Source organism: Ruegeria sp. I1, from assembly GCF_056532675.1.
On record NZ_JBQFNM010000002.1, the window covers coordinates 215,072 to 235,328 of the forward strand.

The 20,257-nt window shown below is 58.7% G+C and carries 17 protein-coding genes; 3 read left to right on the plus strand and 14 right to left on the minus strand.

Annotated elements, in window-relative coordinates; genetic code table 11:
• Positions 1-122: 122 nt before the first annotated feature.
• The gene (mnmH, locus tag ACR0DH_RS04880) at positions 123-1,175 is read left to right on the plus strand and encodes a tRNA 2-selenouridine(34) synthase MnmH (RefSeq protein WP_480540565.1); all 1,053 of its coding nucleotides are present in this window, start codon (positions 123-125) and stop codon (positions 1,173-1,175) included.
• Here the strand turns inward: mnmH and selD are convergent.
• From selD to ACR0DH_RS04915, 7 genes are read right to left on the minus strand one after another with little or no spacing between them, the layout of a single operon-like run.
• Complete coding sequence (selD, locus tag ACR0DH_RS04885; RefSeq protein ID WP_480547561.1) at positions 1,166-3,325, minus strand: selenide, water dikinase SelD; 2,160 nt, start codon at positions 3,323-3,325, stop codon at positions 1,166-1,168. The two genes, mnmH and selD, sit on opposite strands and share 10 nt — an antisense overlap.
• A gap of 5 nt (positions 3,326-3,330) precedes the next feature.
• A complete protein-coding gene (locus tag ACR0DH_RS04890) occupies positions 3,331-3,717 on the minus strand; it encodes a Na+/H+ antiporter subunit G (RefSeq protein ID WP_480498967.1) in 387 nt (128 codons plus the stop codon).
• 7 nt (positions 3,718-3,724) lie between these two features.
• The gene (locus ACR0DH_RS04895; RefSeq protein WP_170532030.1) at positions 3,725-3,994 is read right to left on the minus strand and encodes a K+/H+ antiporter subunit F; all 270 of its coding nucleotides are present in this window, start codon (positions 3,992-3,994) and stop codon (positions 3,725-3,727) included.
• On the minus strand, positions 3,991-4,488 hold the full coding sequence (locus ACR0DH_RS04900; RefSeq protein WP_480547915.1) for a Na+/H+ antiporter subunit E: 498 nt from the start codon (positions 4,486-4,488) through the stop codon (positions 3,991-3,993). Before ACR0DH_RS04900 ends, ACR0DH_RS04895 begins: the two co-directional genes overlap by 4 nt.
• On the minus strand, positions 4,488-6,029 hold the full coding sequence (locus ACR0DH_RS04905) for a monovalent cation/H+ antiporter subunit D (protein WP_480547563.1): 1,542 nt from the start codon (positions 6,027-6,029) through the stop codon (positions 4,488-4,490). Before ACR0DH_RS04905 ends, ACR0DH_RS04900 begins: the two co-directional genes overlap by 1 nt.
• Positions 6,026-6,385 (minus strand): Na+/H+ antiporter subunit C, encoded by a 360-nt coding sequence (locus tag ACR0DH_RS04910; RefSeq protein ID WP_480547565.1) that lies wholly within the window; start codon positions 6,383-6,385, stop codon positions 6,026-6,028. Before ACR0DH_RS04910 ends, ACR0DH_RS04905 begins: the two co-directional genes overlap by 4 nt.
• Positions 6,385-9,255: a monovalent cation/H+ antiporter subunit A gene (locus ACR0DH_RS04915; protein WP_480547567.1), complete on the minus strand. Its 2,871-nt coding sequence runs from the start codon at positions 9,253-9,255 to the stop codon at positions 6,385-6,387. The genes ACR0DH_RS04910 and ACR0DH_RS04915 overlap by 1 nt, the downstream gene beginning before the upstream one ends.
• Before the next feature lie 221 nt (positions 9,256-9,476).
• Between ACR0DH_RS04915 and ACR0DH_RS04920 the strand changes: the two genes are divergently transcribed.
• Positions 9,477-9,947: a rhodanese-like domain-containing protein gene (locus tag ACR0DH_RS04920; RefSeq protein WP_480547569.1), complete on the plus strand. Its 471-nt coding sequence runs from the start codon at positions 9,477-9,479 to the stop codon at positions 9,945-9,947.
• A 5-nt stretch (positions 9,948-9,952) separates the two neighbouring features.
• Positions 9,953-10,771: a CE1 family esterase gene (locus tag ACR0DH_RS04925; RefSeq protein WP_480547571.1), complete on the plus strand. Its 819-nt coding sequence runs from the start codon at positions 9,953-9,955 to the stop codon at positions 10,769-10,771.
• Here ACR0DH_RS04925 and mdoH read toward each other — a convergent pair whose 3' ends face one another.
• The 7 genes from mdoH to ACR0DH_RS04960 all read right to left on the minus strand — a co-directional run bounded on the left by mdoH (position 10,772) and on the right by ACR0DH_RS04960 (position 20,256).
• Entirely contained in the window at positions 10,772-12,640 is a 1,869-nt protein-coding gene (gene mdoH / locus ACR0DH_RS04930; protein WP_480547573.1) for a glucans biosynthesis glucosyltransferase MdoH, read from the minus strand.
• The gene (locus ACR0DH_RS04935) at positions 12,637-14,136 is read right to left on the minus strand and encodes an OpgD/OpgG family glucan biosynthesis protein (protein WP_480547575.1); all 1,500 of its coding nucleotides are present in this window, start codon (positions 14,134-14,136) and stop codon (positions 12,637-12,639) included. Before ACR0DH_RS04935 ends, mdoH begins: the two co-directional genes overlap by 4 nt.
• Positions 14,133-15,350: an OpgC family protein gene (locus ACR0DH_RS04940; RefSeq protein ID WP_480547577.1), complete on the minus strand. Its 1,218-nt coding sequence runs from the start codon at positions 15,348-15,350 to the stop codon at positions 14,133-14,135. The genes ACR0DH_RS04935 and ACR0DH_RS04940 overlap by 4 nt, the downstream gene beginning before the upstream one ends.
• Positions 15,351-15,378: 28 nt before the next feature.
• Positions 15,379-16,749, minus strand: a complete 1,371-nt coding sequence (locus tag ACR0DH_RS04945; RefSeq protein WP_480547579.1) for a tetratricopeptide repeat protein — start codon at positions 16,747-16,749, stop codon at positions 15,379-15,381.
• 179 nt (positions 16,750-16,928) lie between these two features.
• Positions 16,929-18,113, minus strand: a complete 1,185-nt coding sequence (locus tag ACR0DH_RS04950) for a CaiB/BaiF CoA transferase family protein (protein WP_480547581.1) — start codon at positions 18,111-18,113, stop codon at positions 16,929-16,931.
• The gene (locus ACR0DH_RS04955; protein WP_480547583.1) at positions 18,100-19,719 is read right to left on the minus strand and encodes a thiamine pyrophosphate-binding protein; all 1,620 of its coding nucleotides are present in this window, start codon (positions 19,717-19,719) and stop codon (positions 18,100-18,102) included. Before ACR0DH_RS04955 ends, ACR0DH_RS04950 begins: the two co-directional genes overlap by 14 nt.
• 78 nt (positions 19,720-19,797) lie before the next feature.
• Positions 19,798-20,256, minus strand: coding sequence for a DUF302 domain-containing protein (locus ACR0DH_RS04960; protein WP_480547585.1), 459 nt, complete (start codon positions 20,254-20,256; stop codon positions 19,798-19,800).
• Position 20,257: the final 1 nt, after the last annotated feature.

The window sequence follows — 20,257 nt, forward strand, 5'->3', positions numbered from 1 at the left end:
CCGCATCATAGTGATGCGGCTTTTTTAGTTTTTTGTCTCGAACTGCCTCTCATGATTCAATATACTCAAGCAAGCGACTAGACAGGCTTCTTTTCCAAAGTTCGGGCAAGTAAACCACTGGCATGGCTTTAAAATTTTCCGACTTACCGCAGCTGTATGCCCATGGTTTCGACACCGTGATCGATGTCCGTAGCCCGGCTGAGTTTGCAGAGGATCACCTGCCCGGCGCGATCAACCTGCCGGTGCTGGACAATGCCGAACGCGCCCGGGTCGGAACAATCTACAAACAGCAAAGCCCGTTTCTGGCCCGCAAGCTTGGGGCGGCTTTGGTGTTTCGAAATGCGGCCAATCACATTGAACACAGCCTCAGCCATCATGAAGGGAATTGGCGACCGCTGGTCTATTGCTGGCGTGGGGGACAGCGATCCGGGTCGTTTGCGTGGACACTGCAGCAGATCGGCTGGCGGGCCGAGGTCATTGAGGGCGGGTATCGAACCTATCGGCGTTTGGTGAACGCCTATTTATATGAGCAACCATTGCCCTTTCGACTGTTTGCGCTGGATGGCTATACCGGAACGGCCAAAACCGAGTTGCTGCACCATTTGCAACGGCGTGGCGTACAGGTCGTTGATCTGGAGAGATTGGCCAATCACCGGGGTTCGCTGCTGGGTGAGATGCCTGGGGGACAGCCCAGCCAGAAAGCGTTCGAGTCAGCGCTTTCCGCAGCTTTCTGCGCGTTTGATCCGGCACGTCCGGTTATGGTTGAGGCGGAATCCTCGAAAATCGGTGAGCGGATCCTGCCACCCAGCCTATGGACGGCGATGTGTGCGGCCCCGCGCATTCAGATCGTTGCTCCGGTCGCGGCACGGGCGGCGTATTTGATGCAGGCTTATGATGATATTCTTTCCGACAGCGCGCGTTTGCGCGATCGCTTGGCCCCGTTGCGGGTTCACCGTGGGCATGAGGTCGTGGATGCGTGGCTGGCATTGATCGATGCGGGCGACAAGCGCGCGTTGACCCGAGCGTTGATCGAACAGCACTATGACCCGGCCTATGCCAAGTCGCGCCGTGCTCACCCTGTAGACCCCGTTTCCAGGGTCGAGGTGCAAAAGCTGGACAGCAGCGGCCTGAGTCACGCGGCGGCAGAGATAGAAACCACGCTGGATCAGCTTTGAAGGCGCAGCCCCGGTGTGTCGGTCAGATGGCCGATCCTAGCCGCCGGATAGCCCGCTGTACTCAGTGCGTTCAACATGGCGTCTGCGTCGTCCGCAGCGACCGCAGCCAATAATCCGCCTGCAGTTTGAGGATCAAACAGCAGGGCGGCTTTGCCATCCGAGGGAAGCTCGGGTGCGATAGATCGGTTGTCAGAAAACAGTGTGGAGTGAACGCCGAAATTGCTCAGTTCAAGGGCTCCAAGCATAACCGGAACCGTGTCCAAATCCAAAATCGCGCCACAGTTTGAGGCGTCGCATATGCCTTTCAAATGCCCGGCAAGCCCGAACCCTGTGACATCCGTCATCGCCTGTGCCCGCGACAAAATCTTAGCCGCCTGACCTTGTGGCTGGGTCATCAGCTTGTAAGCTTTTGCGACATCCGCTCCATTCGCCTGCCCCGCCATTTCAGCCGCCATTAAAACGCCGCTGCCGATGGGTTTGGTCAGGATCAACACATCGCCGGGCCGCCCGTCGGCCAATGTGATCGGCAGTTCGGGGCACAAACCGGTGATGGTAAAGCCAAGGGTCATCTCATCACCCATCGAGCTATGTCCGCCCACGATCTCGGCTCCGGCGTCCTGCATGATCTCATTGGCTGTGGTCATAATCTCGGACAGGGTGCGTTCCTGCAACATGGCGGACATGCGCGGCAAAATGATGGTCGCGGTCGCGGCCTGGGGTTGGGCCCCCATGGCCCAGATATCACCAAGCGCATGTATGGCGGTGATGCGCGTCATCATAACGGGATCAGAAGTCAGGCTGCGCAGATGATCTGTGGTCATGACCTGTTGCGCGTTGCCCGTCATCAAAAGGGCGGCATCGTCGCCCGGCAAGGATGTCACATCGGGCCGGATGGGTTTTGGCAGCGCGTGCAATGCACGTTGCAAAGCGCCCCTGCCAACCTTGGCCCCACAGCCACCGCACATGGGTTTATCGCCTAATACCTCGGATAGTCCCGCCGCATGATCGCGCGGCAGGGCCGGAGTTTGCATCGTGGGAAGGTCGCGGAACTTATTCATAAATGTCTGGTCGATGTGGTTTTTCCATCGCCACATCAATGTACCGCTGAACGAAGTGCCCAGCCGTTCCCCCAGCGCGGATTTTCCGCCCAGCGAGATCAGTTTCAAGTAATCCTTCTGCGGCACATAGCGCCTCACTTTCCCGGCCCCTAGAGCTGCCCTCAGGTTGTTGAACAGAACCGGAGCTTCACGCACCGCGTAAACGCCCGCCTTGGGACGCGGGTTTTTCGTCAGATGGGCACAGTCTCCGGCGGCAAAAACAGCCGGATCGCTGGATTGAAGATGAGCATTCACCCGGATGAACCCGTCCTGCAAATCTAGCCCGGTGCGGGTGATCCAGTCATAGGGGCGGGCCCCTGCGGCACCTGTGACAAAGCCAGCCTCGATCTGGCGGCCATCCTGCAAAGTCACATGATCCGCAGTGATTTCTTTGATCGCGATCTGTTCGAGTACCTCGACACCAAGATCATCCATCGCCTTGCGGATCGTAGCAGCGGCTTTTGGTCCGATCGCAGACAGGGCCATCGCATTGTCGATCAGCGTAACCCGCGCCGGTCGTTGCCGGGCTTTCAACACGTGGGCCATTGCCATGGCCAGTTCAACCCCCGCGACGCCACCACCGATCACAGCCACGGCTGCGGGGCCTGACTTGTCCAGATACGCGGCCCATCGGCTGGCGAAAGGACCAAGGGGTTTGGCGGGTACGGCGTGTTCGGCAAAGCCGGGTATGCCGGGCATATCCGACGTGATCCCAACATTGACCGAGGCGACATCAAACGCAACCGGTAACCGACCGGGCATATGGATCAGTCGCTGATCGGTGTCGATTGCGTCGACGGAACCCAGAACAATCCGCGCATTCGCAAAACGCGCCAGTTTCACCAGATCAATATCCAGTTCAGACCGCTCGTAGTGCCCGGCAACATAGCCCGGTAACATTCCGGAATAGGGCGCTGTCGGGCCGGGGTTGATCACCGTCACGCGCGCACCGGGCAGTGGGTTCATCCCCCATTTGCGCAGCAGCAGCGCATGTGTGTGCCCACCGCCAATGAGAACCAGATCACGGGTCAGGGGTAGCGGAGGATTTTGCATAAGGCTCAGTTCGTGCTGTGGTCCGGGACGTCTTCGACCTGCTCGACCGCGTGGGTGGCCCAAAGCTCATCCTCGCCCGCATCCGGCAGATCGCTCGGCTTTTCATGGCGGTGAACATGCCATTTTGCAATGAACAGAGCCGTGATCGGGGCCGTGAGGAACAAAAACAACGTGATCAACAACTCGTGCAGCGACAGCTTGCCTTCCAGCAGAACCGAATGGCAGATCGAAGCCAGAAGCACGCCGCCAACCCCCAAGGTTGTCGCTTTGGTGGGGGCATGCAGACGCGACATCGGGTCTTTCAGCTTGATCATTCCGAAGGATCCGACAAAGCCAAAGATGCCCGATACGATCAGAAAGACGGTGATCAAAAGTTCGAAGAAAAACGTCATCCCGCCCTCACTCGATAATATTGCCGCGCAGCATGAATCGCGCGTAGGCCACGGTTGAGACAAAGCCCAGCATGGCGATGATCATGGCGGCCTCGAAGAAGATTTCGGTGCCCTGATCAAGCCCATAGAGGATCATCAGCGCGATGGTGTTAATGACCATCGTGTCCAGTGCCAGAACACGGGTGCCGACCCCGTCTGCAGTGATGATCCGCCACAGGCACATCAGGATTGCCGCTCCGAAACAGGTGAATGCGAAGTAGATGGCGTATTCGATCATTCGAAAATCTCCTTCAGGCGGCGTTCATAGCGTTGTTTGATCTGGTCCCGAACAGCCTCGGGGTCAGGAGCGTCCAAGCAGTGGACCAGCAGATTGTGCCCTTGTGCCGACAGATCGCAACTGACCGTGCCAGGGGTCATAGTGATGGTGCCCGCTAGGACAGTGATCGCTTCGGGTGTGCGCAATTCTAACGGGACGCAGATCCAGTTCGGTTGGCGATCTGCATCGCGTTTGAACAGGATGATCCGGGCGACGGTGATATTGGCCATCACGATGTCCCACAGAACGATCAGCAGATACTCCACGATCATCGGCCAATTGCGCAGTCTCGGCTGATCTGGCCAATAAGGCTGTGTAATAAAGGGGATGATGATCCCGAGGATGAGACCGAACACCAGCGAGTTCAAAGACCCGTTGTTGGCCAGCAGAACCCATACAACTGTCAGCAAAAAGGTCAGATGCGGGTGCGGGAATACGCGGCGCAGCAGCTTGATCATTCTTCCTCTCCCAACACGGCCGAGATGTAGTGCTCGGGCGTAAACAACTGTTCAGCGGTTTGGCTTGTGTAGTCCAGTGCCGGTCCGGCAAAGATGGTCAGCAGGATCAGCCCGGCAACCAATCCAAAGACCGACGTAAAGGCCAGACCCGGTTGCGGTTCGGGTGCGGGCAAGGGTATGGCCTCCTCATCCGCAGTGTCCTCGGAGCCGATATGCTCGGCATCGTGGCTTTTCCAGAAGATCAAAGACCCGGCTCGCGCCAGTCCTACAATTGTCACGAACGACCCGATCAGAACAACCGCCCATACCGAGCTGGAACCCGGCGCATCGCGTGCAGCATCCAGCACCAACAGCTTGCCAATGAAGCCCGACAGGGGTGGCATACCAGCCATGGCGATGGCCCCCACGAAAAACAGCCCCGAGATCAGCCCGGTCTGCGCCATGGGTGTCATCGGGGTGATGGCCCCGCCACGCCGCTCCATGACCAGATCAGCAACCAGGAACATGAGTGCCGTCGCCAGCGTGGAATGGAACACATAATACAGCGCCGCTGCGCTGGCCTGAGGCGTAAACAGCGAGATCGCAATCAGCAGCGTCCCCATTGAGGCGATCGCGCAGAATGCAACCATCCGCGCAATGTGTTGTGAGCCCAGAATACCTATGGCTCCGACTGCAAGGGTGACCAGAGCCGCCGGTTGCAACCAGTCGCCCGCCAGCCCTTGGGTCGCTTCGACTTCGGGCCCAAAGGCAAGCGTGTACATCCGAATGATCGAATAAGCACCGACCTTGGTCATGATCGCAAACAGCGCGGCCACCGGCAGTGGCGCATTGGCATAGCTGGCCGGTAGCCAGAAATGTAGTGGCAGAACGGCGGCCTTGATACAGAAGACCAGCAGCAGCAGCACCGCGCCCACCCGCAACAGGGCGGTATCTTCAGCTGGCATCTCAGCCACGCGAAGGGCAATGTCGGCCATGTTCAGCGTGCCTGTCACACCATAAAGCGTGCCCAAGGCAAACAGGAACAGGGTCGAGCCCAAAAGGTTATAGGCAACATACTGCACGCCCGCTTTCAGGCGAACAGAACCACCCCCGTGCGTCATCAGACCGTAGGAGGCGATCAGAAGAACTTCGAAGAACACAAACAGGTTAAAGGCGTCACCGGTCAGGAAGGCCCCGCACACGCCCATAAGCTGGAAATGGAACAGCGCGTGGAAGTGTTTCCCCCGGTCATCCCAGCCCGAGGCGATGGCATAGAGCACAATGGGCAGGGCCAGCAGTGCTGTCAGCAGCACCATCATGGCCGATAGCCTGTCCAACACCATGACAATGCCAAAAGGGGCCGGCCAATCGCCCAGCTCATAGACCTGAATATCCCCACCCGACGCCTGCGCGGTGATGGTCAGTGCGATACCCAGCAAGGCAACAACACCCGCGACCGAGAAAATACGCTGCAGGTCAAGATGATATCGCAGGACCATGATGATAAACGGAGCCAGGATCGCAGGAAGGACGATCGGCGCAACGATCCAGTGGTTCATGCGTCTTCTCCCGGCGCGTCTACGCTGTCCTGTGGGCTCATGTCGATATGGTCATCCTTCGAGGACAGATAAGCCGACAGCGCGATCATCACGATCACGGCTGTCATCCCGAATGAGATCACGATGGCTGTCAGAACCAGCGCCTGCGGCAGCGGATCGGTATAGGGGACGTCTTTGTATTTGTTCAGAACGGCAGGCGCGTTCAACGCCAGACGTCCGGTGGCAAACAGGAACACGTTCACCGCATAGGTGATCAGCGACAGGCCAAGAATGACCGGGAATGTCCGGCGACGCAGGATCAGGAAGATCCCGGCGGCGGTCAGAATGCCTACGGCAGAGGCAACCAGCGCTTCCATCAGGCCTGCTCCTTCTCTTCGTCTTGTTCTGGGGGATCATCCCGCAGCGGGTTGATATCCATCGGGAATTCCTGCGCCATACCGGGCCGCCACGCAAAGCGCGACAGGCTATCGAGCGCCAGCATCACCGCGCCCAGAACCGCCAGGAACACACCCGTGTCAAACAACATGGCAGTGGCCCATTCGAACTCTTCCAGTGGCGGCCAGTTGATGTATCCGAAATCGCTGGTCAGGAAGGGGCGTTCGTTGAACCAGGCCCCTAGACCAGTGGCCGCAGCGATCAATACACCCCAACCGATGGTGCCGTGATAATAGAACCTTTGTCGTTCGATGGCCCATGTGTAGCCGCTGGCCATGTATTGCATGAGGAACGCAATCGCGACGATCAGACCCGCGATGAAACCACCCCCGGGCTGGTTGTGGCCGCGGAAGAAAATGTAGGCGCCTACCATCAAGGCAATCGGCATCATCACGCGGGTTGCGACCACCATCATCAGCGGATGCGAGTCCCCCGATTGTGGCCAATGCGGTTTGCGGTTTAGCAGGTAACCGCGCACATTTGTACCCAGAACCGCCTCGGTCAGGGCAAAGATGATCAGCGCAGCAATGCCCAGCACGATGATCTCACCAAAGGTATCAAAGCCTCGGAAGTCGACCAGAATGACGTTCACCACATTGGTGCCACCGCCGCCTTTGTATGAGTTCGCCAGATGGAAGTCTGAAATTGTCGGGAAGGCAAAGTCGCGCAGCATGATAGCGTAGATGAGGGCTCCACTCCCAATACCAGCGACCACGGAAATTGCCGCGTCGCGCCATCGTCGAGCGGCGCTGCTATCCCATGGTGTTTCCGTGGGCAGAAAGTTCAGCGACAACAGCAGCAGGATCATCGTCACCACTTCGACCGAGATCTGGGTCAGCGCCAGATCCGGTGCCGACAGATAGTTGAAGGCAACCGAAACGATCAGGCCAACGACGCCGATCAGCACCAGCGAGAGCAGGCGGTTGCGGTGAAACCACATGATTCCCAGCGTCGCGCCGACCAGGCAAATCCAGCCGATGATTGGGATGAATTGCGCAGGCAGCGGTATGCGGGTCTCAACACCAATCGTGCCGGTCGTGTAGGCGTAGTAGCCCAGCCCAACCGTGAAAGCGACAAAGATGATGGCATAGCGGCTGAGCACACCGTTATGAAGCTCATCCGTGATCCAGCGACTTAGCTGTGTGAAGCGGTTGATCAGCGCTTCGAAGATCACCTTGGCCTCGGGGCGGGGCAGAGTGTTCCAGAACCGTTCGCAATGCTTGTGCAGCCCCAGCAGGAACAGGCCCCCTAGCGTCGCGACGACAGACATGAAGAGGGCAGGTGTGAACCCATGCCAGAGTTTGAGTGAGTAATAGGGCAGTTTCTCGCCACCGATAACTGCGCTTGAAACTACGGCCACCAAAGGGCCGACAATAGCTGCTGAGTTCAATCCGATCAGGATCACAAGAACCACAAGGAAAGCTGGCGCAATCCACAATCCAACCGGCGGGTCATGGGGATGGGCTGGGTAGTCGTTGCGCTCAGGTCCGAGAAACACGTGACCGACAAATCGGAAGGAATAGGCCGCCGAAAACAGCGCTGCCACAAGGGCCAGACCCGGCACAAGGTAATGCAAGTGCAACCATGTGGTGTGCACGGTTTCTTCCAACATCATCTCTTTCGATAGGAAGCCGTTCAGCGGTGGTAGGCCAGCCATTGAAAGCGCTGCAATCGTGCCGATTGTAAAGGTGACTGGCATCAGGTGGCGCAGCCCGCCCAGCCGTTTGATATCACGTGTACCGGTCTCATGATCGACGATCCCGGCGGTCATGAACAGGGCGGCTTTGAACGTCGCGTGGTTGATGATGTGGAAAACGGCTGCGACTGCGGCGAACTTGGTGCCAAACCCCAGCAGCATTGTAATCAGTCCCAGATGTGAGACTGTCGAAAACGCAAGCAGGGCCTTCAGATCATCCTTGAACAACGCAATCACCGCACCCAGCAGCATGGTCACCAGTCCTGTCGTGGCCACGATGTAGAACCAGGCATCGGTGCCTGACAGAACGGGCCACATCCGCGCCATCAAAAACAGACCGGCCTTCACCATCGTGGCCGAGTGCAGGTAGGCCGAGACCGGCGTTGGCGCGGCCATTGCGTGCGGCAGCCAGAAATGGAACGGGAACTGCGCCGATTTAGTGAAGCAGCCCAGCAGGATCAGGATCAGGGCGGGCAGATAGTAGGGTGAGGCCTGTATCAGCTCTTTGTTCTGCAGAATGATGCTTAGGTCGTAGGACCCCACGATATTGCCCAAGATCAGCATCCCGGCGATCATCGCCAGCCCGCCGCCACCCGTGACCGCCAGCGCCATCCGCGCACCCTGTCGACCTTCAGGCAGGTGTTTCCAATACCCGATCAGCAGGAAAGAGCTGAGCGACGTAAGTTCCCAAAAAATCAGCAAAAGCAGGATATTATCGGACAGAACAATTCCGACCATCGCACCCTGAAACAGCAAAAGATAGGTGTAGAACTGCCCCATCGGATCCTCTCGCGACAGGTAGAAGCGCGCGTAAAGGATGATCAGCAGGCCGATACCCAAAATCAGCAGGGCAAACAGAAAGCCCAGCCCATCCAGCATGAAGTTCGCGTTCAGGCCCAGACCCGGGATCCAGTCGAACCGCGCCTTCACGACCTCGCCACGCATCACGGCCGGGATGTGGATCAGCAACCCCATGAGGGCAAGAAACGTGGTCAACCCAGCGGCAGATGCGGCTGCGTTTCGTCCTGCCCGGATCAAAAGGGCTGGAAAAACAGCTCCGAGAAAGGGAAGGGCCGCGATAAGGAATAGGGACAAGTGCGATACTCCGGTGTGGGCGGTCGATATGACTGAATTTGTAAGGATAATTTATTGGCTGCAGAGAAATTGCAAGGTTTCGACAAGGACTAAAGGGTGTATTTCGGGCAGAACCCTGCTGCGTGATAATGACGCGAACTTGATCGCGGTGGCCATTCTTGACCAAAGCGTCTTTATCTTTGATGTGCTACAACAAGGCGGTCAATGCAAAAGGGTGCCGCATGGCAGAGAAGACAAACCTCGCCCGAAGATGGGTTTTGCTGGGGGGCGGGGCGGCCCTTGTCGCTGGCTTTGCAATCCGCGAATACCGTTTGATTCCACAGGATTATTCGGGCGATCAGCTTGATGTCGCGCAGGCGCATCAAAGTGCGGTTTCCGGTGACATCCTGCTGGTGGATATTCGCACCCCGCGCGAATGGAGGGCGACCGGCATTGGGCAGGGCGCGCAGCTGCTGGATATGCGCCGGGATGATTTTGTGGCGGCTTTGTTGCAGTTGACCGACGGAGATCAATCTGGCCCGATTGCCCTGATCTGCGCACGGGGCGTGCGGTCTGCGCGGTTGAGCAATCAACTGACCGAGGCGGGATTTACCAATATTATCGACGTGCCAGAAGGTATGCTGGGGTCAGCGGCCGGGCCGGGTTGGGTTCGGTCCGGATTGCCCGTCGAGACGTATTCTGAGGGGACCTGAGCAAGATGAAATACTGGTTATCTGCCTGTTTGGCCGTTGCGGCCCAGTCCGCATATGCTGGTTGCAGCCCGGATGAGGGCACATGCAAGACGGCCTTGGGCGAATATCACATCGAACTGCCCAATGCCGAAAACCCGCCTTTGCTGGTATTCTTGCATGGCTATGGCGGCAGTGGGTCCGGCACCATGAACAACCGCAGCATGGTCGAGCCCTTATTGGCCCGTGGATACGCCGTTATGGCCCCCGAGGGTCTGGAAAGACCTGATCGCGGCGGCACCAAAAGCTGGAATTTCTACCCGGGCTTCGGTGAACGGGATGAGACAGCCTTTCTGAGCGAAGCGGTGAACGATGCGGCAGAGCGGTTCGGCATCGACAGCGATCGCGCGGTTCTGGGTGGGTTTTCAGCCGGAGGGTTCATGGTGAACTATCTGGCCTGCGACGCGCCCGAGACATTCTCGGCTTATGTGCCGGTTTCCGGCGGGTTCTGGCGACCACATCCAGAAGCCTGCAATGGGCCGGTGCGCCTGTTCCATACGCACGGCTGGATAGACAATGTCGTGCCGCTCGAAGGGCGGCTGCTTGGAGGTGGTCGTTTTCATCAGGGTGATATCTTTGCCGGGCTTGAAATCTGGCGTGTTGCCAACGGATGCGTTGACACCAAACCCAGCGGGTTTTCCACGACCGGTCCATTCATGCGCCGGTATTGGAGCGGCTGCGCTGATGGCAGCGCGCTGGAGTTCGCTCTGTTTCCCGGTGGCCATACAGTGCCAAATGGTTGGGCGGACATGATGGTGGATTGGTACGAAGGTCTGCCCGGCGGATAATCACTCTGCCGGGGTCATGCTTCCCTTACCTTCGATCAGACGTTTCAGCTCATCCCGATGACGACGGGCTGATCGGGTGATATCTGGCTCAGCAAAATCCTCGCGCATTCCGACCATCTGGCGCGCCGCCCCGGCGGATACGCCGCTGAGTGCTGACAGTGGGATTGCAAAGGCCAGGCTGATGGCAATCGGGGCCAGCCAGATTGAAACCAAACCGGCCAGAATACCAACACTGAGCGCGATGCCGCTAACGGTTTCCAGCGCATGGCAAAAGATCAGTGTGCGCAGACCATAGCTGCCTCCGTCGCGCGCCTGCGGTGACCAACCTTTTTGCAGGCCCAAGGAGGTGCGGAACACGGCAATCATCTGTTGCACCATCAGGATCGGCGCGTAGAGGATCGACAGGATGACTTCGAACAGGAACGAGGTGAAGAACCGCCGCCAACCGCCGAAATCTGAATAGCGGACACCGCTCAGCGGTAGGGCGGCCACGCCCAGAACCTTGGGGGCCAGCAGCATCGCGTACATGACCAGAATGATCAGCACGTGACGGGTTTCGCTCATCTCGGGCCATTGCGGAAACAGTGGGTTGTCCGGGCTGAAATAGTGCAGAACTGACGCCTCTTCACCCTGACCGATCAGTGCCCACATCAGTAGCAGTGCAAACCACAGCGGCGACATCAGATAACCAACCGCACCATGGAACATGTGAAACCGCGAGACCGAGCGGAACCCGCGCGAGCCCAGCAGTTTCAGGTGTTGCAGGTTCCCCTGGCACCAGCGACGATCCCGCATGGCGTGATCGATGAGGGTGGGTGGTGTTTCTTCGTATGATCCACGGATACGCGGCAGGAAACGCACGCCCCATCCGGCACGGCGCAGCAGACCAGCCTCGACGAAGTCGTGGCTCATGATCAGCTTATCTTGCCCGTTGAACGACCGCAGCTTTGGCAGGCCTGCACAGGTGGCGAAAGCCTTGGTTCGGATGATGGCGTTGTGGCCCCAGTAATTGCCTTCTTGTCCGCACCAGCGGGCCAGACCTTCGGCAAATGCAATGCCGTAGACGCCATTGGCGAATTGCTGCATTCGGGCAAAGACCGACTGCGCGCCGATCAGTTGCGGGTAGCTTTGGATCAGCCCTGCACCGGGGTCGCGGGCCAGCGAATCCGTCAGGCGGGCGATGGCGCGTCCGGTCATCAGGCTGTCTGCATCCAGCACCAACATCGCATCCCAATCGCCGCCCCATTGGCTGACCCAATCGGCGATGTTGCCCACTTTGCGATCCGTATTCTGTTCGCGGCGGCGATAGTAGAGTTTCAGATCGGGGGCTAACGTGGTGCGCAATGCCTCGATACTGGCTTGTTCCTGTGCCGCGATTTCGGGGTCGCGGGTATCTGACAGAATGAACATGGCGTATTCGTGCCGTCCGCCGCGTGCGCGCAGCTGTTCCAGCATGGTGCGGGCATTGCCCAGAACAAACCAAGGAACCTCATTGTAGATCGGCATCAATAGGGCGACGCGCAGCGGCTGTACGCGGCCCAGAGCGACGGGTCGTTCTTGCCGCGATAGCGAGATCATTCCTAGCAGGACAGTGCAAACCGTGAACGAGATCCAGAAGAAGTTGAACGAGATCAACGCCAGCAGAATGCCTTCGACCAGGTTGATCCCCTCGGCCCCGAACCAATCGGTCATTACCCATAGCAGGCCAAGTGTTGCCACCATGGCCGGGGAAAAGGCCAGCGCGCGCCAGAACCCGGCTGAGCGATGTTTGCCTGATGGCACCTCGGCATCACGGAACCCGGCGCTGAAGTCCTGAGCGGGCATCGCCTGTGGCGCCTCGGGTGGCATGATATGCAAATCGCGGTTCATGCGGTCCAACGATACAGCCACACTTCGGAGGCCGGGCGTTTGTTTACTAGCAGCTGCGCGCGCAGTTCGACATGGTCACGCTCATCAGGTTGGAAGGAAAACGCCAGGCGCACACCGCCGGTATCGGGGTTGCGTTGCAACACACCATCTGAGGTTTCCGCATGAGGCGAATTGGCAAAGATGGTAACTGCGTCCAGATCATCGAACAGCTCACTGGGTTCGAAGTCGATCACGGCCAGACGGCCCTCACCAAAGGTATTTTCACCCATGGCCGTGTTGATCACGCGCGGCATCGGCGTAAGCTGAGGTTCCTCGCCCCAGATCAAGCGGTAGGTCAGATCAACCTGGTTGCCAGCAGAATAAGGTTCTGCCGGACGCCAATAGGCAACGATGTTGTCGTAGATCTCCTGATCGGCTGGGATCTCAACCAGCGTCACCGTTCCCTTGCCCCAATCAGAGCCGGGCTCGACCCATAAGCTGGGGCGCTTGTGATAATTCGCCTCAAGATCTGCATAGTCCGAGAATTCGCGTTTACGCTGCATCAGGCCAAAGCCCTGAGGGTTCGTATCCACGAAGGACGAGATTTGCAGGTGGGTTGGGTTGGCCAATGGCCGCCAGATCACCTCTCCCGCGCCGTTGCGGATCAGCAGCCCGTCGCTGTCATGGACGGCAGGGCGGAAATCATCAAAGCGGCTATGATTTGTTTGGTCGAACAGGAACATCGAGGTTCCGGGCGCGATGCCAACGTGATCCAGTTCGGTACGTGGGAACAAGGTGGCATCGACATCCATGATGCAATCGGCCCCTGCAGTCACATTAAACCGATAAGCCCCCGTTACGCTGGGGCTGTCCATCAGGGCGTGAACCACCATATTGCGTTGGCCGGGTTCCGGTCGTTCCAGCCAGAAGCGGATGAATTCGGGGAATTCCTCGCCATCCGGATCGCCGGTTTTCAGCGCCAGGCCACGTGCTGACAGGCCGTAAACCTCGTGCAGACCGATGGCACGGAAATAGCTGGCCCCTTGCCAGACGCAGAACTCATCGGTTTCGCCGGGGCGGTGCATTTCAGTGCGCAGGCGCAGGCCAGAGAAACCCAGGGTTTCGTCGATCGGTAGGGCCGGAACATCTTTGGACTTGTCGAACATGTCCAGGTCGAAGGTGACCGGTCTGGTCATGCCTTTCTCAACTGTTGATACTTTGACCGTGCGCGGGAAATACAGGCCGGGCGTGAAGAAATCGACGTTGAACGGCGTCTCGGTTTCATACCACAGCGCGCGATCCAGCCGGAACCGGATCGAGCGGTATTGCTGGTACGTCAGGTCCTGCCATTCCTGCGGCACCATCTCGCGCTCAGCAAAGGGGCGGCTGGCCAGTTCGCGGGCAAGCTCGATCACATGGCTGCGGTCAAACGGCACATCCCCGCCCGAGGCAAAGGTGGCCGGCGCCAGAAACAGCGCTGAAGTTGAAACCAGAAATGCGCGGCGCGTCAGGGTCATCTCTTTGATTTCCAAGGCTGTGATTTGAACCAGGCCGCCAGATAGGCCACCGCGATGATCATGGCAAAGCCAATCGTGTTGGCGGCGAAGACGGTGGCAAAATCCCGCCCAGCCTGATCCAAGGCAACGCCGATGAGGCGCGCTGCGGCCATCGAAAAGACGAAGACCGCCAGGGATTGCTGGCCCACTTTGGTGATCAGTTTCAACACCACTTGCCAGATGCGCGCACCAAGACTGTGTCCCGAAGCAATCAGACGGTGTCCATGTTCACCGGCGACAACCCAGCCCAGATAGGCCAATGACAGGAAGTGGATATAGCGGAACAGGCCGAACTCGGTCTTGCCGCGCAGTTCTTTGGTCAGGGGCCAGATCTCGCGGATTTCTTCGGCCAGGCCGGGGGTTGCGGATTGCACCCACAGGAACACTTTCCACGATCCGATCGGCGCGGACAGAACCAGAAACGCAATCGCCGCCCAGATCAGTGTTTTTGAGACCGGCGGGGCAGGGATCCAGCCGCGCATGAAGGCAAAGCCGGTGAAGAACAGCAACTGCCAGCCGAACGGGTTGAAGAACCATTGCCGGTCCGACCAAGGCTCGGCCGGAAGGGCAAGCGCGCCGGTCTGAGCCACCAGCCAGATCGACACCGAAGCCAGCGCGACGGCCCAGAACCCGATGCGCGACAACGCCATGAACAGCGGCATCATCGCCAGCACAACCAGATACATCGGCAGGATGTCAAAGTAGTTGGGCACATAGGTCAGGGTGAAAATCCCGACCATCTGCGGCAACGGATCGTTGAAGAAATGCTGCAGGTTCAGGGACGAGACGTAATTCTTTGTAAACAGGCCGGAATTATCCAGCGCCGCCATGGTCATGGCGACAAAGAAGAACAGACAGATATGCGCCCAATAGACCTGCCAGATGCGGAACGCCACGCGGGCGGTGCCCATCCACCAGCCTTTGCGCAGGAACGCGCCGCCAAAGGCGATGGCCGAGGCCATGCCGGAACAGAACACAAAGATCTCGGTCGCGTCAGAAAATCCGAACCGGGCCGGAATCCAACTGGTCCATGGGTTGCCGGGAATATGGGCCACCAGAATAATGAACATCGCGATGCCGCGATAGAAATCCAGACGCGGGTCGCGCATGGTGGCAGGTGCAGCCGCATGGGCCGCCACGGGCGCAAAATCAGAAGCGGGCGATACTGTCGCCATACGTTTTCTGTCCTTCTTGGTCTTTTTGTTATTCAGCCGGGACGCTTTGCGCGTCGCCGCTGTCGCGGGCCGCTTCGATCAATGCGCGGCGCGCTAGTGCGTAATTGTCCTCGCCTCCGGCGCGTTTCGCGCGGCGATCATCCAGAATGCGCTCGACTGCATCCAGACGACCTGCGCGCAGGCCGGAATCAATTGTGATGCGCTCGAATACATCACGCTGGGCGTGGCTGCCACCGGCCAATTGCATACCGGCCCGAGCGGTTGACAGGAAGTCAAAGGCCGCGCCGTAAAGCCCGTCGCCAAACGCCTCAAGCCCCTTGGCGGCTGCAATGCCCGGATCAGACATGCGGATCGGGGTGTCACCCTGATTGCGCTGCGCATCCTTTTGGATACGCTGCAGCATTTTCCCGGTTGCTTCGCCACGATTGTCACCGGTCAGGGCCAGCAGGTAGTGCAGGTCAGCAAAGATCAGGCAGCCATCCTCGGTCCGAGCGGCGCTGAGATCGGCCAGTTCCTCCCAACGGTTGCCGACATCGATCCCCTCAAGTTCGAGCCGCGAGAGCAGAGATGTGGCATTTGAGATGTCGCGGTAGTCGTCAGTCTTATCCTTACGGATATGCTGGTCGTATAATGCCATCACCTGATCGACCTGACCCAGATCCAGATGCATCAGCGCCTTGTGCCACCAGACGTGATAGCGGAAGTTGTTGCAATGGGCCCAAGCGTCCTCACGTCCGGCCAACCAATCAAGGCCCAGTTGGGCATTGCCCGTCATTTCGTGCACATGGGCCACAGCATGCAGGCCCCAGGCATCGTCTGAAACCATCCATAGCGCCTGACGCCCGGCAATTTCGGCCTTCTGGTAAGCACCGGTTTCTTCCAGCGCGAACGAATGGCACCCCAACAGGTAGCCGCGCCCGGCATGATCGGGCTCATAGGCAGGCAAGATGCGTTCGATCGACCGCCGCATCCCTTCGGCGTCCCCAAGAACAAACCGGGTTGCATGGCTGAGTTTCATCGCCAGCGTATCGGTTGGATGGGTGCGCAGAATCTCTTCGAACTTCTGGATCGCTTGCGAGGGCAGGTCGGACAGATAGAGTGACAGTGCCTCAACATACAGCCGTTCACGCGCAGATACGGGCTGCTGTTCCATTGCGGTGGTGGCCGCACTCAGCGCTTCGGTCGCAACAGGCAGCATTTCGCGCCGGCCCAGCAGAACCATGAACAAGCCCTTGATCGCGTGGCCCAGAGCAAAATCCGGTTCCAGCTCAAGCACCTTGCCCAAATGCTGAGGGGTGATTGCCGCATGCGCCATGAACCCAAGCAGAACACCATCCCACGCTTCGGCACTGGCCGAGTGGGTCAAAGTGTTCATTTGTCCAAAAACGTCTTGTTTCATACTTGGGTCCAATCCGACTGAGATATTCGACACTGTTTGATTTATCAGAGTGTGCGGGCGGGTCGTAACAGTATCGACCCTGCTCTCGAATTGGTGAAAACCCGTGTGTGCGAAAATTGAAAAAAACCGCCGATTCAAGGGCATGTTTCAGCAACTTGCCGCCGAAATGGGCAAGTGTTTCAGTCTTCAAAGGGGTTTTCAGCGCCTAAAATGTCATCAGTGTCTGCACCGAACACCGGCGGGGCGTGCCGGTATGTTACGGGCGTGCGGGACAGTTTCAGCGGATTCCCGATCAGATTCACCTCACCCGGTTCGGCTTGCATGGTGATCTGCATCTCGCGCGCATCCACCTGATCGGTGTCGAACACCTGATCCAATGTCTGTACCGGGCCAACAGGGACTTTGCGAAGTTCGAGTTCGGCGATCACGGTTTGCGTACTGTTTGACTGAAGCGCAGGCCGCAGGATCGCATTCAGTGCTTCGCGGTACTCCAGCCGGGCTGGGTTTGTGGCGAAACGCGGGTCGTCGGCCAGGTCGGGATGACCGATGAAATCGCAAAAACGGCGAAACTGGCCGTCATTGCCAACAGCCAAAATCACGTGGCCATCGGCGGTCTGATAGACCTCATAAGGCACGATATTGGGATGTCCATTGCCACGTCGCTGAGGAACATCGCCCGAGGTCAGATAGTTGACGCCTTCGTTGATCAGCCAGGCCACCTGCGAATCCACCAGCGCCAGATCGATCTGCTGCCCTTCGCCCGTCATGTCGCGATGGCGCAGGGCGGCCAGAATGCCGACAGCGGCGTACATCCCACACATCACGTCAGAGATGCCGACGCCCACTTTCATCGGCGCGCCGTCGGGGTCGCCGGTCAGTGACATGACGCCACCATAGCCTTGCGCCATCAGGTCATATCCGGGCTTGCTGGAATTGGGTCCGGTTTGCCCATAGCCGGAAATCGAACAATAGACGAGGCCCGGAAGATTCTGCGATAAGCTGTTGTAGTCCAAGCCGTATTTCGCCAGGCCGCCGGGTTTGAAATTCTCGATCAGGATATCAGCATGGGCGGCAAGGCGCTTGATCTCGGCCTGCCCCTCGGGCGTTGCGATATCGATGGCGACGGATTTCTTGTTTCGATTGGCCGACATGTAATAGGCGCTCAGGTCCGAGCGGTTGCCCTCGGTATCCGTCACATATGGAGGTCCCCATTGCCGCGTGTCATCCCCGCCCGAGGACGGGTTTTCAACCTTGATGACGCTTGCGCCCAGATCGCCCAGCAATTGTGTGCAAGTCGGCCCGGCCAGAATGCGAGACAGGTCCAGTACTTTGACGCCCTTCAGCGGCCCGTCAGATGCGGCCATCATATCCTCCACGCTCGATCTCGGCGGCGATCACGGTAAAGCGGTCGGCTTTGACCGCCTCTTCCAACGCCGTCCGCAGTTCTGCGCGGTTGCGAACAGTATGTCCATAGCCACCGAAAGCGCGCCCCATGGCGGCAAAGTCATGGCGGTCGAAATCAACGCCCCGATTGCCCATCTGGCGCTGGCGCTGTTTTAGCTCAATCAGCGCAAGGCTGGCATCGACAAAGACAAGAAAGATGGGATTGCCACCCATCTCGGCGGCGGTCGACAGCTCTCCGGCTATCATCAGGAAACCGGCATCGCCCGAGAAACTGATCACCGGACGGTCGGGTTCGGCCAGTTTCAGGCCGATGGCCATGGGCAGGGCACACCCCATCGTGCAAAGCGCCGAAGACTGGATCAGCCCGCGCGGCTCATGACAGTCCCACATCTGGCTCAGAAGGATGCGATGCGCACCACTGTCTGCCGTTGCAAGAGCGTTCTGTGGCAGGGTGGCGCGGGTTTCGGCGATAACTGCGGCAGGACCCCAGTCATCATCTTGCGGAAAGGCTTGCGCCAGCGCTGCCTTCACCTGAGCGGGTTCACTACCGGGCCAAGTCGCGCGTGCCGGGGTGCCTTTGGCCATCGCTTCAAGCGTTTCGCCGGTGTGAGCCACGAGATTCAGCCCGGCCTGATGCATGTAGTGATCATTGACAACAGCCGAGATATCGATGACGCGCTTTTGGTCCGGGTCCCAAATTTCGCGCCAACCGGGGCGCATCTCGATCGGGTCATAGCCCAGGCACAGCACCAGATCGGATTGTTCGATCAGCGGGATCAGGTGCTTATCAGCCAAAGGCGACAGCCCTGCACCGCCCAGACAAAGCGGGTGATCCTCGGGGATGACACCCTTGGCCTTATAGGTTGTCACGAACGGGATGTTGAAGTGTTCCAGAAAAGCCTGCACCACGCTGCACGAGTCATCATAGAGAACATCCAGTCCAATGATCGCGACGGGACGTTCGGCCTCGGACACCCAGCGACGTGCTTTGGCGAGGCAATCGCCTTCCGGAGCAACGGCTGCGACCTTGGCCAGACGCCGGCGCTTGGTCGAGGACACGCGCATATCCGCGACCGAGATTGGTACGTCGATATGAACCGGGCCGGGCCGGGGCTGGTTGGCCAGCGATACGGCCTTGTCTGCGATGATATCCGCGCCTTCTGCGGTCATCACAAAAGTGGCCTTGGTGATCGGGCGATAAACCTGGCTGTGATCCATCACCTGATGGGTATAGGTCAGCGCTTCATCGGGATCGACGCAGCCGGTCAGAACAATCATCGGCACCCGATCCTGAAACGCGTTGGCGACCACGTTGATCCCGTTCATCGCACCTGGGCCAATGGTAGCGACCAGAATCGCTGGCGCGCCGTCGCGGTGATGCACGGCCTCGGCCATGAATCCGGCCGCGTTTTCATGTTTGGCCAGGTGAAAGGTGATCCCTGCCTGCTCCAGCGCGTCGACCAGTGTCAGCACCTCACCGCCGGGCATGCCAAATGCATGGCGGCATCCGGCCTCGTACAAGCGTTGGGCCAGCAAATCAGCCGCGCGGGGGGACATGTCCTGCATCAATGAGCTCCGAGATTTTCTTTGCCAAGCAGATGTCTGACCTTCGCACCAGAGGCAAGCCGGATCACGCCAGTGTGACTATTCGCGCGCCGATTCCGCAATGGATTGAAACTTCGCGTCCAATTCTGCGGCGATGTCTGACAAGGCTGCGCCAGCTTGGTTGGCATATGGGGCGAAGACAAAACTGGGCGTCTTGTAGGACAGGGTTGCAGTTCCGTCTTCATTCTCGGTGACATAGAACCGGATTGGGGCTTCGATCATCGCCTGGGTTGAAGTTTCCAGAACCCGCACAGCATAGTCATTGTTGAATACGCCGATCACCCGATTGCCGGGGATGGTGATGCCACGTGCCGCTGCTGCCTTGGTCGGACCGGCCTGCGTGACAACGATTAGCCCGTTTTCTTTGACCGCCGCCTTGGTGTCCGCGACCAAGGCCTCATAGGTCTTGTCGGTCTCATACACGGCCCAGCCCGGCAACGCTTCGTCGGCCAAAGCGGGCAGGGCAAAAAGGCACATTGCTGCGTACAGGGCTTTCATA

Bases quoted from the DNA above. Each gene is read 5' to 3' on its own strand.
- mnmH (WP_480540565.1), top strand. From the start codon at position 123: ATGGCTTTAAAATTTTCCGACTTACCGCAGCTGTATGCCCATGGTTTC.
- selD (WP_480547561.1), bottom strand. From the start codon at position 3,325: ATGCAAAATCCTCCGCTACCCCTGACCCGTGATCTGGTTCTCATTGGC.
- ACR0DH_RS04890 (WP_480498967.1), bottom strand. From the start codon at position 3,717: ATGACGTTTTTCTTCGAACTTTTGATCACCGTCTTTCTGATCGTATCG.
- ACR0DH_RS04895 (WP_170532030.1), bottom strand. From the start codon at position 3,994: ATGATCGAATACGCCATCTACTTCGCATTCACCTGTTTCGGAGCGGCA.
- ACR0DH_RS04905 (WP_480547563.1), bottom strand. From the start codon at position 6,029: ATGAACCACTGGATCGTTGCGCCGATCGTCCTTCCTGCGATCCTGGCT.
- ACR0DH_RS04910 (WP_480547565.1), bottom strand. From the start codon at position 6,385: ATGGAAGCGCTGGTTGCCTCTGCCGTAGGCATTCTGACCGCCGCCGGG.
- ACR0DH_RS04920 (WP_480547569.1), top strand. From the start codon at position 9,477: ATGGCAGAGAAGACAAACCTCGCCCGAAGATGGGTTTTGCTGGGGGGC.
- ACR0DH_RS04925 (WP_480547571.1), top strand. From the start codon at position 9,953: ATGAAATACTGGTTATCTGCCTGTTTGGCCGTTGCGGCCCAGTCCGCA.
- mdoH (WP_480547573.1), bottom strand. From the start codon at position 12,640: ATGAACCGCGATTTGCATATCATGCCACCCGAGGCGCCACAGGCGATG.
- ACR0DH_RS04935 (WP_480547575.1), bottom strand. From the start codon at position 14,136: ATGACCCTGACGCGCCGCGCATTTCTGGTTTCAACTTCAGCGCTGTTT.
- ACR0DH_RS04940 (WP_480547577.1), bottom strand. From the start codon at position 15,350: ATGGCGACAGTATCGCCCGCTTCTGATTTTGCGCCCGTGGCGGCCCAT.
- ACR0DH_RS04945 (WP_480547579.1), bottom strand. From the start codon at position 16,749: ATGAAACAAGACGTTTTTGGACAAATGAACACTTTGACCCACTCGGCC.
- ACR0DH_RS04950 (WP_480547581.1), bottom strand. From the start codon at position 18,113: ATGGCCGCATCTGACGGGCCGCTGAAGGGCGTCAAAGTACTGGACCTG.
- ACR0DH_RS04955 (WP_480547583.1), bottom strand. From the start codon at position 19,719: ATGCAGGACATGTCCCCCCGCGCGGCTGATTTGCTGGCCCAACGCTTG.
- ACR0DH_RS04960 (WP_480547585.1), bottom strand. From the start codon at position 20,256: ATGAAAGCCCTGTACGCAGCAATGTGCCTTTTTGCCCTGCCCGCTTTG.